The sequence below is a fragment of the Corynebacterium sp. KPL2838 genome, from assembly GCF_040225455.1.
GTDB classification, from domain to species: Bacteria; Actinomycetota; Actinomycetes; order Mycobacteriales; family Mycobacteriaceae; genus Corynebacterium; species Corynebacterium rhinophilum.
In genome coordinates this window covers 15,689-30,414 of sequence record NZ_JBEHFT010000006.1, presented here as the reverse complement: position 1 = coordinate 30,414, position 14,726 = coordinate 15,689, and the positions used below count along the sequence as shown (strand labels likewise).

At 60.5% G+C, this 14,726-nt stretch carries 15 protein-coding genes and 1 pseudogene; 7 read left to right on the top strand and 9 right to left on the bottom strand.

Translation table 11 applies throughout. The annotated features are described in order from the left end of the window. The first annotated feature begins 18 nt into the window (after positions 1 to 18). Together ABRP98_RS03475 and ABRP98_RS03470 are read left to right on the top strand one after the other, a co-directional pair. A pseudogene (locus ABRP98_RS03475) lies at positions 19 to 1,825 on the top strand (BCCT family transporter). Further along, a complete protein-coding gene (locus ABRP98_RS03470) occupies positions 1,825 to 2,205 on the top strand; it encodes a cell division FtsX domain-containing protein (RefSeq protein WP_349857516.1) in 381 nt (126 codons plus the stop codon). Before ABRP98_RS03475 ends, ABRP98_RS03470 begins: the two are co-directional and overlap by 1 nt. A 21-nt stretch (positions 2,206 to 2,226) precedes the next feature. Here ABRP98_RS03470 and ABRP98_RS03465 read toward each other — a convergent pair whose 3' ends face one another. Then, a complete protein-coding gene (locus tag ABRP98_RS03465) occupies positions 2,227 to 3,603 on the bottom strand; it encodes a M20 metallopeptidase family protein (protein WP_288748394.1) in 1,377 nt (458 codons plus the stop codon). Between the two features lie 157 nt (positions 3,604 to 3,760). Here ABRP98_RS03465 and ABRP98_RS03460 point away from each other — a divergent pair, with 157 nt between their 5' ends. After that, on the top strand, positions 3,761 to 4,750 hold the full coding sequence (locus tag ABRP98_RS03460; RefSeq protein WP_502878782.1) for an HNH endonuclease signature motif containing protein: 990 nt from the start codon (positions 3,761 to 3,763) through the stop codon (positions 4,748 to 4,750). Between the two features lie 220 nt (positions 4,751 to 4,970). Here ABRP98_RS03460 and ABRP98_RS03455 read toward each other — a convergent pair whose 3' ends face one another. From ABRP98_RS03455 to lepA, 4 genes are all read right to left on the bottom strand, one after another. Continuing rightward, a complete protein-coding gene (locus tag ABRP98_RS03455; RefSeq protein ID WP_502878781.1) occupies positions 4,971 to 5,738 on the bottom strand; it encodes a Dyp-type peroxidase in 768 nt (255 codons plus the stop codon). A 189-nt stretch (positions 5,739 to 5,927) separates the two neighbouring features. Next, positions 5,928 to 6,062, bottom strand: coding sequence for a hypothetical protein (locus ABRP98_RS03450; protein ID WP_349857514.1), 135 nt, complete (start codon positions 6,060 to 6,062; stop codon positions 5,928 to 5,930). A gap of 7 nt (positions 6,063 to 6,069) precedes the next feature. Further along, entirely contained in the window at positions 6,070 to 6,387 is a 318-nt protein-coding gene (locus ABRP98_RS03445) for an alkaline phosphatase family protein (RefSeq protein ID WP_349857512.1), read from the bottom strand. Positions 6,388 to 6,607: 220 nt separating this feature from the next. After that, positions 6,608 to 8,458: a translation elongation factor 4 gene (gene lepA, locus ABRP98_RS03440; protein WP_349857510.1), complete on the bottom strand. Its 1,851-nt coding sequence runs from the start codon at positions 8,456 to 8,458 to the stop codon at positions 6,608 to 6,610. A gap of 18 nt (positions 8,459 to 8,476) precedes the next feature. Here lepA and ABRP98_RS03435 point away from each other — a divergent pair, with 18 nt between their 5' ends. Continuing rightward, positions 8,477 to 9,013, top strand: a complete 537-nt coding sequence (locus ABRP98_RS03435) for a type II toxin-antitoxin system PemK/MazF family toxin (protein ID WP_349857508.1) — start codon at positions 8,477 to 8,479, stop codon at positions 9,011 to 9,013. Positions 9,014 to 9,235: 222 nt separating this feature from the next. Continuing rightward, positions 9,236 to 9,499, top strand: a complete 264-nt coding sequence (gene rpsT, locus ABRP98_RS03430) for a 30S ribosomal protein S20 (protein ID WP_023023493.1) — start codon at positions 9,236 to 9,238, stop codon at positions 9,497 to 9,499. Between the two features lie 99 nt (positions 9,500 to 9,598). On the opposite strand, the gene ABRP98_RS03425 is transcribed toward rpsT, so the two are convergent. Further along, complete coding sequence (locus ABRP98_RS03425; protein WP_349857507.1) at positions 9,599 to 10,177, bottom strand: TetR/AcrR family transcriptional regulator; 579 nt, start codon at positions 10,175 to 10,177, stop codon at positions 9,599 to 9,601. 341 nt (positions 10,178 to 10,518) lie between these two features. Here ABRP98_RS03425 and ABRP98_RS03420 point away from each other — a divergent pair, with 341 nt between their 5' ends. Continuing rightward, on the top strand, positions 10,519 to 11,361 hold the full coding sequence (locus ABRP98_RS03420; protein ID WP_349857505.1) for a DNA adenine methylase: 843 nt from the start codon (positions 10,519 to 10,521) through the stop codon (positions 11,359 to 11,361). Then, positions 11,354 to 12,715 (top strand): type II restriction enzyme, encoded by a 1,362-nt coding sequence (locus tag ABRP98_RS03415; protein WP_349857503.1) that lies wholly within the window; start codon positions 11,354 to 11,356, stop codon positions 12,713 to 12,715. The genes ABRP98_RS03420 and ABRP98_RS03415 overlap by 8 nt, the downstream gene beginning before the upstream one ends. Here the strand turns inward: ABRP98_RS03415 and ABRP98_RS03410 are convergent. From ABRP98_RS03410 to holA, 3 genes are read right to left on the bottom strand one after another with little or no spacing between them, the layout of a single operon-like run. Further along, positions 12,712 to 13,359 carry a LysE family translocator gene (locus ABRP98_RS03410; protein WP_284770237.1) on the bottom strand — a complete coding sequence of 216 codons (648 nt, stop codon included), beginning with the start codon at positions 13,357 to 13,359 and terminating at the stop codon, positions 12,712 to 12,714. The two genes, ABRP98_RS03415 and ABRP98_RS03410, sit on opposite strands and share 4 nt — an antisense overlap. Continuing rightward, positions 13,356 to 13,745 (bottom strand): ankyrin repeat domain-containing protein, encoded by a 390-nt coding sequence (locus ABRP98_RS03405; protein ID WP_349857501.1) that lies wholly within the window; start codon positions 13,743 to 13,745, stop codon positions 13,356 to 13,358. The genes ABRP98_RS03410 and ABRP98_RS03405 overlap by 4 nt, the downstream gene beginning before the upstream one ends. Before the next feature lie 10 nt (positions 13,746 to 13,755). Beyond that, entirely contained in the window at positions 13,756 to 14,724 is a 969-nt protein-coding gene (gene holA, locus ABRP98_RS03400; RefSeq protein WP_349857499.1) for a DNA polymerase III subunit delta, read from the bottom strand. Positions 14,725 to 14,726: the final 2 nt, after the last annotated feature.

The following is a 14,726-nucleotide window of genomic DNA, read 5'->3' as shown; positions in this document are numbered from 1 at the left end:
GGGCTCTACCCGCACAATATGCACCCCGGGCTGGTGCCCGGCATCAGCGTTGAGGACCAACGCAACCGCTTCGGCCTGGATAAATCGCTATTTTCCATCACCGCCGTCCTCATCGTAGCCTTCATCATTTGGGGCATTACCATGCCCGATAACCTGGCCGCCGCCTCCTCCACCGCCTTTAACTGGGCCATTACCAATACCGGATGGCTGCTGAACATCACCATGCTGCTGGCCACCGTGACCATGGCCTATATCGGGTTCTCCCGCCTCGGCCGCATCAAGCTCGGCACGGATACAGAAAAGCCCGAATTCAGCTACTTCAGCTGGGTAGCGATGATGTTTGGTGCCGGCATCGGCGTCGGCATCTTCTTCTACGGCCCCTCCGAGCCGCTATCGCACTACCTCAGCCCTCCTCCGCACACCGTGGATAACGGTAACTCCGTCGAGGCATTGCACCAAGCCATGGCCCAGTCGCACTTCCACTGGGGCATTTCCCCGTGGGCGGCCTATGCTTTGGTTGGCGCGGCGATTGCCTATTCGTCCTACCGGCGCGGCCGCGTTCCCCTCATCTCTTCCATCTTCCAGCCGCTCTTCGGCTCCCGCGCCACGGACGGCCCGCTGGGCAAGCTTATCGATGTCATGGCGCTTATCGCCACCCTCTTCGGCACCGCCGCTACCCTGGGGCTTTCTGCTATTCAAATCGGCCAAGGCGTCAGCATCATTCGCGGCGCAGGACCCATGACCAATTCCGCGCTCATCATCGTCATCGCCGTCTTAGGCTGCGCGTTTATCATCTCCGCGGTCTCTGGCGTCGCGCGCGGCGTGCGCTACCTGTCCAATTTCAATATCACCTTGACCTTGGGGCTTATTGCCTTCGTATTCTTGGTCGGACCCACCCTATTGCTGCTGAACCTGATTCCTTCGGGCATCGTGGTCTATATCGATCAATTCCTGCCCATGATGGCCAAGGGACTGTCCTGGGGCGATGAAACCATTGAATTCCAGTCCTACTGGACGGCGTTCTACTGGGCCTGGTGGATTGCATGGACGCCTTTTGTGAGCATGTTCGTCGCCCGCATCTCCCGCGGCCGCACCATTCGCGAATTCGCCGCCGTGACAATCTTCGCCCCCACCGCCATTCTGGCGTTGGCCTTTACCATCTTTGGTGGCACCGCCATTTCCTTCAACCAAGACGGTGTAGAGGGCTTCGACGGTGAATCCTCCAATGAACAGGTGCTCTTTTCAATGTTCCAGGATCTCCCCCTTGGCACCATCACCCCGTTTATCCTTTTGGTCATCCTCGCGGTCTTCTTTGTCACCTCGGCTGACTCTGCCTCCGTGGTCATGGGCACCATGTCTTCCAAGGGCGACCCAACCCCGAATAAGCTCATTGTCATCTTTTGGGGCCTGTGCATGATGGGCATCGCCATCGTCATGCTGCTGACCGGCGGCGAGGACGTGCTCACTGGCCTACAAAACCTCACCATTCTGGCCGCCCTGCCCTTCTGCCTCGTGCTGCTGACCATGATGGTGGCGTTCATCAAGGATTTGCGCTCTGATCCGATGTTCATCCGCCGCACCTATGCCCGTTCGGCGATGGACAATGCGGTCATGCGCGGCATCGCAGAGCATGGCGATGAATTCGAGTTCACCGTCCAGCACGCCGAGGACGGACGCGGGGCCGGGCATGACTTCGACTCCGCCGCAGACCGCTATCTATACTGAGTGGTACCAGCGCACGGACGAAGACGGCCGAAACGTCGACTATGACTTCGAAACTGGTAAATGGTCCGATGGCTACGACCCAGAGGATAAGGAGAAGTAATGGGCCTTCCCAGCGAGGTCGTCCTCGACGGCTACACCCTCATCGAGCAGCACGAGATTGACCACGAATTCTTATTGCGCGGCTCACCACTTAGCACGAACACTCCCCTGCTCTTCGCACTCACCATCGCCGGTATCGTACTCGTGGCCGCCAGCATATTTCTACGCGGGCGCGGGCGGGTCATCGCCGGTGTACTGGGCGCGGTGCTCGCAGTCAGCAAGCTGTGGTGGATGTCCTTCGCCTTGGCACGGCACTTCGATGACGGCCAGGTCTTTGGCTATACGCTCAAGTACTTCCCGCAGTACTGGCCGGTAGCCTCCATCATTGTCGGCGCCATCGCGCTCATTGGCCTCGCCTCTGCCATTATCCGCCGGCATTAACCACCGAAGCCGGCGCCGGAATTATTTCTGCACGCCGGCGGCCTCGCGCATGGCTTTGGTCTGTGCGGAGGGGTGCTCGTTTTCGGTGGCCAGGCGCTCGAAAGCCACGGCGGCGAGCGCCGCCGCCTGCATACCGAGCACGGAGTCATCAAAACGCATCATCGGCGAGTGATTCCACTCGCGCTGGTTCTCGGGCGTTGAGGGATTGGCCGTGCCCATCCACATAAACGTGCCCGGCACCTGGGAGAGAACATAGCCGAAGTCCTCAGAGGCCATCATCGGGGCCTCGAAAGGCTGCATGTTTTCCGCGCCAAACATCTGCCCCCACAGCGTGGCGGCGAATTGATTCTCCCGCGGGTTCGTCTTAGTCGTGGGATACAACACCTCGAAATCCACCTGCGCGGTGCACCGGTGCGAGGCAGCCACCGAGCTGGAGACCTCGGTGATCATTTGGCGGACGGCGTCGATCTTTTCGTCGCGAAGCACGCGCACCGTCGCCCCCAGCGCCGCGCGATCCGGAATGGCGTTATACGCACCATTGCCTGCCCACAGGTTGGTCACGGTGATCACGATGGGCTCCAGCGCATCGAAGCGACGCGTCAGCGCGGTCTGCAGCGCCATCTGGATTTCTGCCAGCGCCGCGACAGGGTCAATGGCATCGTGCGGGCGGGAACCGTGCCCGCCCTTGCCCAGCACCGTAATGGTCAGGTTGGACGAGCTCGCCATCATCGGCCCGGGAACATAGTGGAACGTGCCCCGGTCCTGCGGGCCGACGTGCAGGCCGTAGGCGGCGATTGGGCGCCTGCCAGCGGCATCGAGCACACCCTCCTCGATCATCGGTTGCGCACCGCCCGGGCCTTCCTCGCCGGGCTGGAACATAAAGGTGACATCGCCATGCAGCTCCTCGCGGTGCTCACACAGCATGCGCGCAGCCCCAATCAGCCCCGCGGTATGCAGGTCATGGCCGCAGGCGTGCATGTATTCGTTGATCGACGCAAAGGGGCTGCCGGTCTGCTCATGCACCTCCAGCGCGTCCATATCCGCGCGCAGCAGCACCGAAACCGGCCGCTCGCCGCGCTTGCCACCGCGCAGCACCGCCACCACGGAGCTGAGATCCTGCCCCACATGAATCTCCAGAGGCAGGCCCTCGAGTGCTTCAAGGACCTTTTTCTGGGTGCGCGGCAGGTGCAGCCCGATTTCCGGGTGGCGGTGCAAATCGCGGCGAATTTCTTGCAGGTCCTCCACCATGTTTTCGCCCATGTCCTGAAAAATCTCCGTCGCCGGTTGCTTACCGATGCGCGCCCTTGTCACCGGCAGCGGCGGCAACTCCTGCGCCTGGCGCGGGACGGACTTACGTCCGGGGTGGTTGGGGCGAACAATTTTCGTGGGATCAGTCATGTGGGCTCCTTTACTCGCTGTCGTATTCGACAATACCGCAGGTTATCCACAGGGTGAATGGGCGGCGAGACGTCAGGTGTGACGCGTGGGGCGAGTTATCCACAGGCGGGGCGTCGCGGGCTTTCTCGCGGGTGGACGGTGGCTTAACCTCGCAGGCATGACCCGCTTGCAGGACTACGCCCGCCAATTAACCTCGCCGATGGAGCTTCTCGGCGAGGTCTTCGGCCTTGCCGAGGCGGACCTGCGGCGGCTCGGCATTTCCCGGCAGGAATCGCGCGAATTGCTGCTGCTTGCCGATGCCTACTTCAGCCCCACCTCCTTCACCCGCCGCCAGCGCACGTGCCGGGCGACGAAGCACTGCTTAACCACGCTCAAGTTGATTGAAAAATACGTCTCCCGCACCAAGACGAAGCGGGATGCTTGGGCGCTGCGGGCAGAGTTGTGTGGGACTTCGGGGGACATCGACAAGCTGGCACGCACCCGCCTCAAGGAGATGTATCCTCCCCGCCAGCCCCAGCGCGGGGTGCGCATGACCCGGCGCAAGGGCGGGCCCTCCACGCTGTCTATTACCGGTGACTCCGATTTCATCGCCGACCTGCACTCCACCATTGGGGAGGATTCCCCGCTCGAGGCCGTCGACCGCATCTTCTTCCGCGGTGGTGCCACGCGCCCGGTGGCTAGCACCAATATCGTCATCCACCTCGATGAGCTGGATAAAATCTTAAGCGGCGGCGGCGAAGAGGTCACGCTGCAGATGACCAATGGTGCCGAAATTTCCGGGGCCAAGCTGGTGGAGAAAAAGCTTGCCGAGGTCGGCCTTATCACCCTCATTCACCCCTTCGAGGGTCCAGTCAACCTCTACAGGACCTCCCGGTTCGCTTCCGAAAAGCAGCGCCTGATGGCCGCCGCCGAAAACCCCTCCTGCCCGTGGGCAGAATGCAATTATCCTGCCGATAAATGCCAGGTCCACCATCTCCAGGCGTGGAAACACGGCGGCGAGACGAATATGGACAACCTGACCATTGCTTGTCCCTATCACAACGGCGTCAATGACGATGATCCGCACGCCCCACCGGTGCGTGGCCGCCTGCATCGCCACCGCGGCCGCATCGAATGGCTCCCGCCCTGGGCCTCGCCGCCCGGCTAGGTGCTCCCCTGGAAAGCGGCGCTCCGCCTGCTGTCACTCTTCAACTTGCCACCACTTTTAGCAATCACTGGTCCAGCGGTTGCCAGTTTGGCGTGTCGTGGGCCCTGTGTGGTGGTGCGTTTTGGTGTGCCTTCTCGCAAGATCGAGGCAATGCCACGCCCTTTGCACTGCGGTGGAAGCAAATGCGTGGTTGGCCAGAGATTAGCTGGGCAGCGGGATTTTAGGCTTCGAGGAGGCTGCGGCCGAAATAATCGGAATCATCGGCAACGCCGGGAAGTGCGTAGAAATAGCCGCCGCCGTAGGGGCGGATATAATCAGCCAGCGGTTCGCCTTCGAGGCGTTTTTGCACCGTGATGAACTGTCGCTTCAAGTCCTGCTGGAAGGAGATAAACACCAGGCCCACGTCGAGGGTGCCATTATCGCGCACGCCATTGTCATAGTTATAAGCGCGGCGCAGCATCAACTGGTCAGCGGTTTCTGGGGTGCGAGGATTGGCCAGACGGATGTGGGCATCGGTGGGAATCACATCGCCGGTGGCATCATCGAGGTAATCTGGTTCGGCGTGCTCGTCGCCGCCCGATAGTGGGCCGCCGGTTACGCGGTCGCGGCCAAAGATTTGCTCCTGCTCGGCGATGGAAATGCGATCCCAAAACTCGGTGTACATGGCAATAAGCCGCACCGCCATATAGCTACCGCCCGCAGCCCAATCGGGCTCATCCGAACCGGCCCACACGAGCGAATCGTAGTCATCAGGGCCGGGATTGACGATGCCATCCTTAAACCCCAAATGATTGCGCTGCGTACCCGACGGCCGCGGGGAATTCATATAACCGTTCTGCCGCCAGCGCACTGCCACATCGCCGCGGGTATGGCGCAAAATATCGCGCAGCGCGTGGAGAACAGTATCGCGTTCATCGGCGCAAATCTGTAAAGCAAGGTCACCGTGACATTTTTCTTCTTGCAGGGTGTCATCGGCAAACGCTTCCATCGCGCGCAGGTGGGCGGGTCAGGGTCGCCCACCACGGTGGCGGTGGTGCCGTCCTCGATTTTCTGCGGGTCGCCCGTGGCTGGGTCGTGCATGGTGGCATCCGCAACGGAGTCAGAAATCGAGTTCAGCGCGAAGTTCTGCGCGTAGTTCCATATGCCGGTCACGCTATTGCCGTCGTAGTATCCCTGGTCATGCTGGGGGTGCGAAGGCACCCTCATTGCTCTTATCGATGTCCGTGGAAACCGTCCCCGGGAACTTGTCCACCTTGCAGCCGTTGTAGGCTTCCTGCTCATCGGCGTAGTGATGGTTCTGGTCCGTGGTCACGGCGTGTTCAGGCGCGATGCGAAAAGGATCGATGGAATTCGGGTTGTCCTTCGGCTTCCGCTGTTTTCGAGATGATCCGTTTTAGGGGTATCAGCCTTGGCGGTGAACTTAGGGGCGGGTTTCTCGCTTCCCTGCAACTTTTCGTCTCGTCATTGAGCGGGTTCGGATAGGTACCGAAGTAGTGGTCGAAGGTAATGTTTTCGGAGTAAATGACCACGACGTGATCGATGGGGGTCTTGGATTCTGCCTGCGCGATACCGGGGAGCAAAGAAGGCGTTGCAGCGGCTACGGCGCACACTGTCACAGCGCGAGAGCGAAACTTCATCTTGTTTTCCGGCTTAAGTTAAACAAGTGAAACAAAGAGGGAAAAAGTGGCTGTGACTCGCCGAAGAGTCATCGGTCGCTTTCGAATCGAAATTAAACGCCGCGAAAGTATAAACCGCAAACACTCAAAAAGGGCATTCCCAGTCTCAGGAATGCCCTTTAGGTGCAGTTCAACTTCGCGTTTAGGTAGCGGACGCCACGGCGATTGTTAGCTGAAGTGCCTAGTCGTCCGCATCCGTCGACAGCGCCGCCACGAAGGCCTCCTGCGGCACCGACACGGAACCCAAGGTCTTCATGCGCTTTTTACCTGCCTTCTGCTTTTCCAGCAGCTTGCGCTTACGCGAGATATCGCCGCCGTAACACTTGGCCAGCACATCCTTGCGCATAGCACGGATGTTTTCGCGGGCGATGACCTTGGTGCCAATGGCCGCCTGGACGGGGACCTCGAATTGCTGGCGTGGAATCAATTCCTTTAGCTTCTTGGTCATCTTATTGCCGTACCACTGGGCGGAATCGCGGTGGATGATGGCGGAGAAAGCATCCACCGGGTCGCCGTTGAGGAGGATATCGACCTTAACGAGGTCAGACTGCTGCTCGCCGGCCTCCTCGTAGTTGAGCGAGGCGTAGCCCTTGGTGCGGGATTTCAACATGTCGAAGAAGTCGAAGATGATTTCACCCAATGGCATGGTGTAGCGCAGCTCCACGCGGTCTTCGGACAGGTAATCCATCCCGCCCATCTGGCCACGCTTGGATTGGCAGAGCTCCATGGTCGGGCCGACGAACTGCTCGGGCACGATGATGGTCATGGAGACAATGGGCTCGTAGACCTCGTTGAGCTTGCCTTCCGGCCAGTCCGAGGGGTTGTGAACCCAGCTTTCCTCGCCGTCTTCTGCCACCACGCGGTAGGTCACGGACGGGGCGGTAGAAATCAGGTCGAGGCCGAACTCGCGCTCCAGGCGGTCGCGGGTGATTTCCATGTGCAGCAGGCCCAAGAAGCCGCAGCGGAAGCCAAAACCAAGGGCGACGGAGGTCTCGGGCTCGAAGGTCAAGGAGGCATCGTTAAGCTGCAGTTTTTCCAGCGCATCACGCAGGTCGGGGAAATCGGCCTGGGAGATGGGGAAAAGCCCGGAATAGACCATCGGCTCAGGGTCCTTGTAGCCCTTCAGCGGGGTCTCGGCGCCGCCGTGGGACCAGGTGACGGTATCGCCCACCTTGGTCTCGCGCACGTCCTTCACGCCGGTAATCAGGTAACCCACCTCGCCGGGGCCCAGCCCCTCGCACTTTTGCATCGTGGGCGAGACTATGCCGATTTCCAGCAGCTCGTGGTTGGCGTTGGTGGACATCATCGTCACCTTCTGGCGCGGGGTGAGCTTGCCGTCCACCATGCGGATATAGGTCACCACGCCGCGGTAGGTGTCATAGACGGAGTCAAAAATCATCGCGCGCGCGGGCGCATCGGGCGCATGCTCCGAGGAGGGCGGCGGAACCAGCTCGCAGACCTTATCGAGCAGCTCAACCACGCCTTCGCCGGTCTTGCCCGATACCTTCAGCACTTCCTCGGGCTCGCAGCCGATGATATTCGCGATTTCCAGCGCATATTTATCTGGGTCGGCCGCAGGCAGGTCGATCTTATTGAGCACTGGGATGATTTCCAGGTCATTTTCCATCGCCAGGTACAGGTTGGCGAGGGTTTGGGCTTCGATGCCCTGGGCGGCATCGACAAGCAGGATGGCTCCCTCACACGCCTCGAGCGCGCGGGAGACCTCGTAGGTAAAGTCCACGTGGCCGGGGGTATCGATCATCTGCATGACGATCTGCTCGCCTGCCGATGCCCCAGATTGCGGCACCCACGGCAGGCGCACGTTCTGCGCCTTAATCGTAATGCCGCGTTCGCGCTCGATATCCATATTATCGAGGAACTGGTCACGCATATCGCGCTCCGCAACCACCTTAGATAGCTGCAGGATGCGGTCTGCCAGCGTCGACTTTCCGTGGTCGATGTGAGCAATAATGCAGAAGTTACGGATCCGGGAGGGATCCGTAAACGTCGTGGCCGCAAAGTTTTCAGACATACGTCTACAATAGTCGACATGAATTCCGGCATGCTCACCCGTCTGCGCGAGGCGCTCGGAATCAGCGAGCGCGAGCCCGTGGACTCCGGCCTCAACCGCATCAACTCCCAGTTAGGGCTGGATAGGTCCTCCCAGAGCCACGAGCCGCGCAAGGCCGCCTCCATCCAGGTCGAGGCCACTGCGGCGCACCCCCGTTCCATCTTCTTCTCCCCCGATATGGACGGCCAGGCCGATTCTGGCGAGGTCGTGTGGGTGTGGACGCCTTCGGAAGGCAAGCAGTCCCCTCCCCGCGAGCGCGCTATCTTGGTGGTCGGGCGCACCCGCACCACCGTGACCGGCCTGCTCATTTCCGCCAACCCAGAGCATGCGCTTGACGATGCCTGGTTGGAAATCGGCTGCGGCGAATGGGACGCCTCCGGGCGCAATTGTTGGGTGCGCTTGGACCGTTTATTGGAGGTTTCCGAGGAGCAGGTGCGCCGGCAGGGCATCCTTTTTCCAGAACGCAGGTTCGAAAGGATTGCCAACCGCTTGCGCTCGCGCTATCACTGGGCGTAGTTCTGCGGCGCGGCGCCCGCAGACTTGGCTCGTGCGCGGTTGCGCTGCTATTATTTGCAAGTTACTTACTTTCCGGGCGCGTTGGTCGGGGCGGGCAGGACCTTGGGTTCGCTCTTCGAATACCAACGCCGAGCGGTTTCCCGCCCTTGGCGGGGATCGCGGGACACGTCCGGCGGGTTTGTTTCTGAATCAATCATCTTCGATTATCAAGAGGTATTTTTCATGGCTAATATCAAGTCCAAGCAGAAGCGCGTTCTGACCAACGAGAAGTCTCGTCAGCGCAACAAGAGCGTGCGTTCCGCGGTTCGCACCGAGATCCGCAAGTTCCACGCAGCCGTAGAGACTGGTGACAAGGCTGCAGCTGAAAAGCAGCTGCGCGTTGCTTCCCGTGCGCTGGATAAGTCCGTTTCCAAGGGCGTCTTCCACCGCAATGCTGCTGCTAACAAGAAGTCCGGTTTGGCTACCGCCTTCAACAAGATGGACTAGTAACTAGCCTTCTTGTCTCCCCCGAACAAAGCGCTGCCTGCGTGCAGCGGCTTGTTCGGGGGATTTTTTATTGCGCCGTTTTCATTGCTCGTGATGGGCCTAGGCTAGATCATCGGCAAAGTAGGCCTCGAAGATCTTGCCTGCATCTGCATAGGCCACCGACAATGATGTCCGGCCATGGGTTTCCACAAAAGTCTGGATGGCGGTTTGAAACTGCGTGTGGATGATATTGACCGCCGGGATGAGCCGAGAATCCGAGGCCTTCCACCCCTCGCGGGCTTGCAATGCTCGGCGGATGTGCATCATGACGCGCTCGTTTCGGCGCCAGTACATGGACAATAATTTCCCATCCTGGGAGAGTGCCCGGGCGGTCAATTGGGAGATTTCTGGGAAATGATCGTTGCCCACAGCGTGCTCGAATTCCGCGTTTGCCATTATTGCAGAATCCTCCCGCAGGCTGCCGGTGGGCAGGCCAGCGGCGAAGTTTTGCAATTGCTGGTCGAACTTTTCCGAAACTTCCGGGCCGAGTACCGCTGACTCCTTGTCCTTAACGTAGTTAAAGAGGGTGCGCCGAGATATCCCGACGTCGTGCGCAAGCTCTTCCATGGTGAACCCCTCATACCCGCGGTCAATGACGAACCGCAGCGCTGCGACGCGGATCTCTGAAATGCGCGGCATACTCTCTCCCCTCTTCCTCACGATATTCAACCCGTGGAAACCCAACAATTCAACCCCATAAATATGGTATTTTTCTTCACTTTATAGTCTTTCTGCCCACCAAGAAAACCGACCCTTGGTAGGCTTCCCTAACCTCCTTAAATCGCCGAAGTTACAGCATGTCAACGCGGCGTTCCCAACCCACGACGGCGAACCAGACGCCGAATCAAGCACTAAAGCAGGCGCTGGAGCAGGTGCTTGATCGCCGTGATATTTTGCGCTGCAACGCTTAGTTTATGAGCTTGTATGTTCGAAAGGGTGATGGTGTTCGTGTCTGCGGGGGCGGCTAAGATAGGTGACCAATGAACAACGTCAAGCCTCTGGTGAAATGGGCCGGCGGGAAACGCCAGCTCTTGCCGCATATTCACGCCGCCCTGCCCGCTGGGACACCGCGGCGTTATTATGAACCCTTCATCGGCGGTGGCGCGGTTTTATTTTCGCTCACTCCGGCCGCAGCGCGGGTCAATGACCTCAACTCGGAGCTCATCAATTTATATAAGGTAGTGCGCGAAGGCGTCGAAGGACTCATTAGCCTGGTATCGACCTACCCGAACGACGCGGATTTTTTCTATCAGCTGCGTGCGGTAGACCGCGATGCAGAACGGTTCGCGGCGCTATCTGCTACAGAGCGCGCCGCGCGGACGCTGTATCTGAATAAAACCTGCTATAACGGCCTGTACCGGGTAAATTCCGCGGGGCAATTCAACGCGCCTTTTGGCCGTTATAAGAACCCCACCATCTGTGATGCGGATACGCTGCGCGGGGTCCAGCAATATTTTTGGGACAATGACATCACCTTCACGCAGGGCGATTTCGCTGCGGCGGTAGCAGATGCCGGTGAAGGTGACTTTGTCTATTTCGATCCGCCTTATGACCCGGTCAACGTCACCAGCTCCTTTACCGGTTATCAAAAGGGCGGTTTTGACCGCGCGGAGCAAGAGCGCTTGAAGGCGGTGTGCGATGACCTCAATGCCCGCGGCGTGAAATTCCTCCTGTCCAATTCCGCCACGGAGTTCATCCGCGACCTATACGCGGATTATTCCATCGACACCGTTGCGGCCACCCGCGCCATCAATTCCGTGGGATCACGCCGCGGCAAGGTAGATGAAGTGCTCGTGCGCAATTACGAGGTGGGCCATGAGTAAAGCACCGAGCACCCAGGAGCAGCGGGAGCTTCGCGCGCTTTTCGGCGTCCCAGCAGGCGAAAAGCTTGGCCTCGATGATTGGGGATGGCTGCGCATCATGGCCGCAGGGTGTGGCGAGGAGCTGGAAGAAAACGGATACTTCTACCTCACGGCCAAGGAGCTCAAGGAGCTTTCCGGCCGGGAACCGCGACTGATGGCCAAGCACGATTTTTCTACCTCGCGGCCGTGGATTTTCAAGGAACTGGGCCTGGGAATCCTCCCGGTGAGCCGCAGCAAATACTTCATCGGGCCATTGGACCTGTACGAACGGTTCCCGGATCCCACCCACGCCGGGTCGGGTTCTGTGCGCACGTTGGACATGCCAGCCGGCCTTGACACCCTTGACATCGAGAGCGTGAACTCGGAATCGATGGCGTTAAATGTGGCATCGGCAAGCGGCATGCTTGAGCACTTCTTGGGATGCGAACCATTGCAGGCCACCGTCGCCGGGCGCATGTCGTCGCTGGAAATGACGATTCCAGTGCCGGATCTGGGGCTGGAAGTCAAGGTCGACCGCACGCAGATGGAAATCGACGGCGGCTTCGAATCGCTCGAGCATTTGGTGCTGGTGGAGGCGAAAAATCACATCTCCGAAGATTTCAATATCCGGCAATTGTATTTTCCGTACCGACGCTTCCAGCAATGGCTATCCAAGGCCGTGGTGCCCGTGTTTTTGGTCTACTCGAATGGGATTTTCCACCTGTATCGGTACGATTTCAGCGATCCCGCGGATTTTCGCAGCATCGCGCTGGTAGACCACGCCCGCTACGCGCTTAGCGCTTCGCACCTCAGCGTGGAGGATGCGCTGGGCATTATTGGCTCCGTCGAGGCCGAGCCGGAGCCGGCGGGGATTCCCTTCCCGCAGGCCAATAGCTTCGAGCGCGTGGTCAACCTGGTGGAGCTCATCGCGCAGCAGCCGATGAGCAAGGAGGACATCGCCGAGCAGTACGATTTCCATCTGCGCCAGGCGGACTATTATGCCAATGCGGCCTGCTATCTCGGGCTGCTGGCGCTTGCCGATGGCCACTATCAGCTCACCCCTCGCGGCGAAAAGGCCATCACACAGCCGCGGCGCGATGGGCGCAATGCTGCCCTGCTGCGCGCGTTGGCGGCGCGGCGGGTATTCCGCCAGGCTCTGGAGATGAGCCTGCGGCGCGGGAAGGTGGCCGAGACGCACGAGATTGCGGCGTCGATAGAAGGACTCGGCCTGGGCGCTGGCACGGCGAGGCGGAGGGCCTCGACGGTGGCGCGGTGGATCCAGTGGGCGCTGGGTGTGGTGGCAGAGGGCGAACCTGAGACTCTGCCGGGGCTTTAAGCCACGAGCTGTTGTACACCAGCGACCACGAGCGCGACGCCGGCGATGATGAAGAACAGGCCCGATCCGATATCGATCCACGGACCGGCAGCGATGAGCTTGCGGCGCACCGCATTCGTGGAAATCACCGTGGCCACCACGAGGAAGAAGGCGAAGGCCGATAGCGCCAGCGCCAGGGTTAAGGCGATGGCCAACCACAACGGTGGGGATGCCGGCAGCTGCGGGGCGATCATGGCGGCGAGGAACAACACGATCTTCGGATTGGACAGGTTCGTTGCCAGCCCCATCTTGAAGGAATGGCGCAGCCGGCCCAGTTTGGCCTCGGCGTCCTCCAAATCAACGGGCGGGTTGGTGCGCTGTTCGAGGCCGCTGCGCAGCGCCCGCCATCCCATGAAGACGAGGAAGCTGCCGCCGATGGCCTGGACCGCCCCTAAGATTCCGGGGAAGGCGGTCAGAAGGGCGGCCGCGCCAAAGACCGTGGCACCGCACCAGAACAACACGCCGATTTGAATGCCCGCGGCCGCAGCGATGGCGTGGCGGCGCGACTTGGTGGCATAGCGGGTGACCAGGATAATATCTGGGCCTGGCGAGGCCACGCCCACCAGGTTCATCAGGAGAATGGTGAAAAAGGAAGTCCAGCTCACTGCGCGGACTCGCCTTCCAGGCGGCTGAGCAGATCCTCGCGGCCAAACATGCGGGCCGAATCGATGGCGGTTGGCTGGCCGGCGGTAGCGGAGGCGCCGGCGTTTAGGAGGGCATCGATAACCGCGTCTTCTTTTTTGAAGATCGCACCTGCCAGGGGCGATTGGCCGCGATCATTGAGCAAGTTCACGTCGGCACCGGCGCCCGCCAGCGCGGTAACGAGATCCGCGTGGCCGTGGTAGGCGGCAAGCATGAGAAAAGACTGGCCGTCTTGGTTGACCAGATTGATATTGACGCCCTGGTCAATATAGTTCAGGAGATCCGGGTTTCCCTCCCGCGCCATGTCAAAGAGCCGACCGGCGAGTTCTTGCACTTGTTCCTCAGACATGGGCTCTAGCTTAACGTGCCAATTCCGCGACTCGTTTTACGGCCGCCTCAACGGCGAATTCGGGCTCACCACCTTGGCCTTTAACGGCGGCGTCCAGTTCGGAGACGAGGATGACGGCGGCGGTGATGTCATCGGCGGTCCAGCGCCTGGCTACGGGCTGGGTCATTTTTACAACGTACGGGGCAAGCCCGGTTTGGCTGGCAAGTGTGTACTGGTCCCCGCGGGCGGAATACAGGCGCGCGATGGCGCCGACCTTATTGGCCAAGGCCGCAGCGATGGCCACGGGGCTGGCGCCGAGCTGGAGGGCGCGCCGGCAGGTGGAGACGGCGGCCTCGACGCGGCCGGCGACGGCGGCATCGGCAATGTCCCAGTTGGCAACCTCGGCCACGCCGACGTAATAATTGCGCACCGCTTCCTGCGTCACGTTGCCACCGGTATCGGCCACGAGCTGGGAGATGGCGGAGGCAAGCTCGCGGAGGTCGGAGCCGACGCCGTCGAGTACCGCGTGCACGACGTCCGGGGTGGGGCGAACGCCATGGGAGGCAAACTCGCGGGTGGCCCACTGCCCCAGCTCATTGGGATAGAGCGAAAAGACCTCGTGCACCTCCGCAATCTTGCGCAGCTTCGCCACTAGCTCGGGCGCCTTCTTCTTTTTCTTCAGCGTTTTCGCGGCCACGGAGTAGACCACCACCATGGTCATGCCCGGCGCGGGATTGGCGCAGGCGCGCAGGATGATATCGACTACCTCTTTCCCGGCGCGTTCGCAGTCCGTGATGACGATGACGCGGTTATCGCCAAACAGCGACGGGCTGGTGGCCTCCAGGATTTCGCCCTCGGAAACCTCGGAGGCCTTGAGCATCATCAATTCGGGGCGATTGGCCTCGCCTTCGGCCGCGGCCTTGTGAATGGTGTGGCGGGCGCGTTCGGTGAGGAATTCATCGTCGCCGAGAATGAGGTGTACGGGAGGCATGTCCATCATTT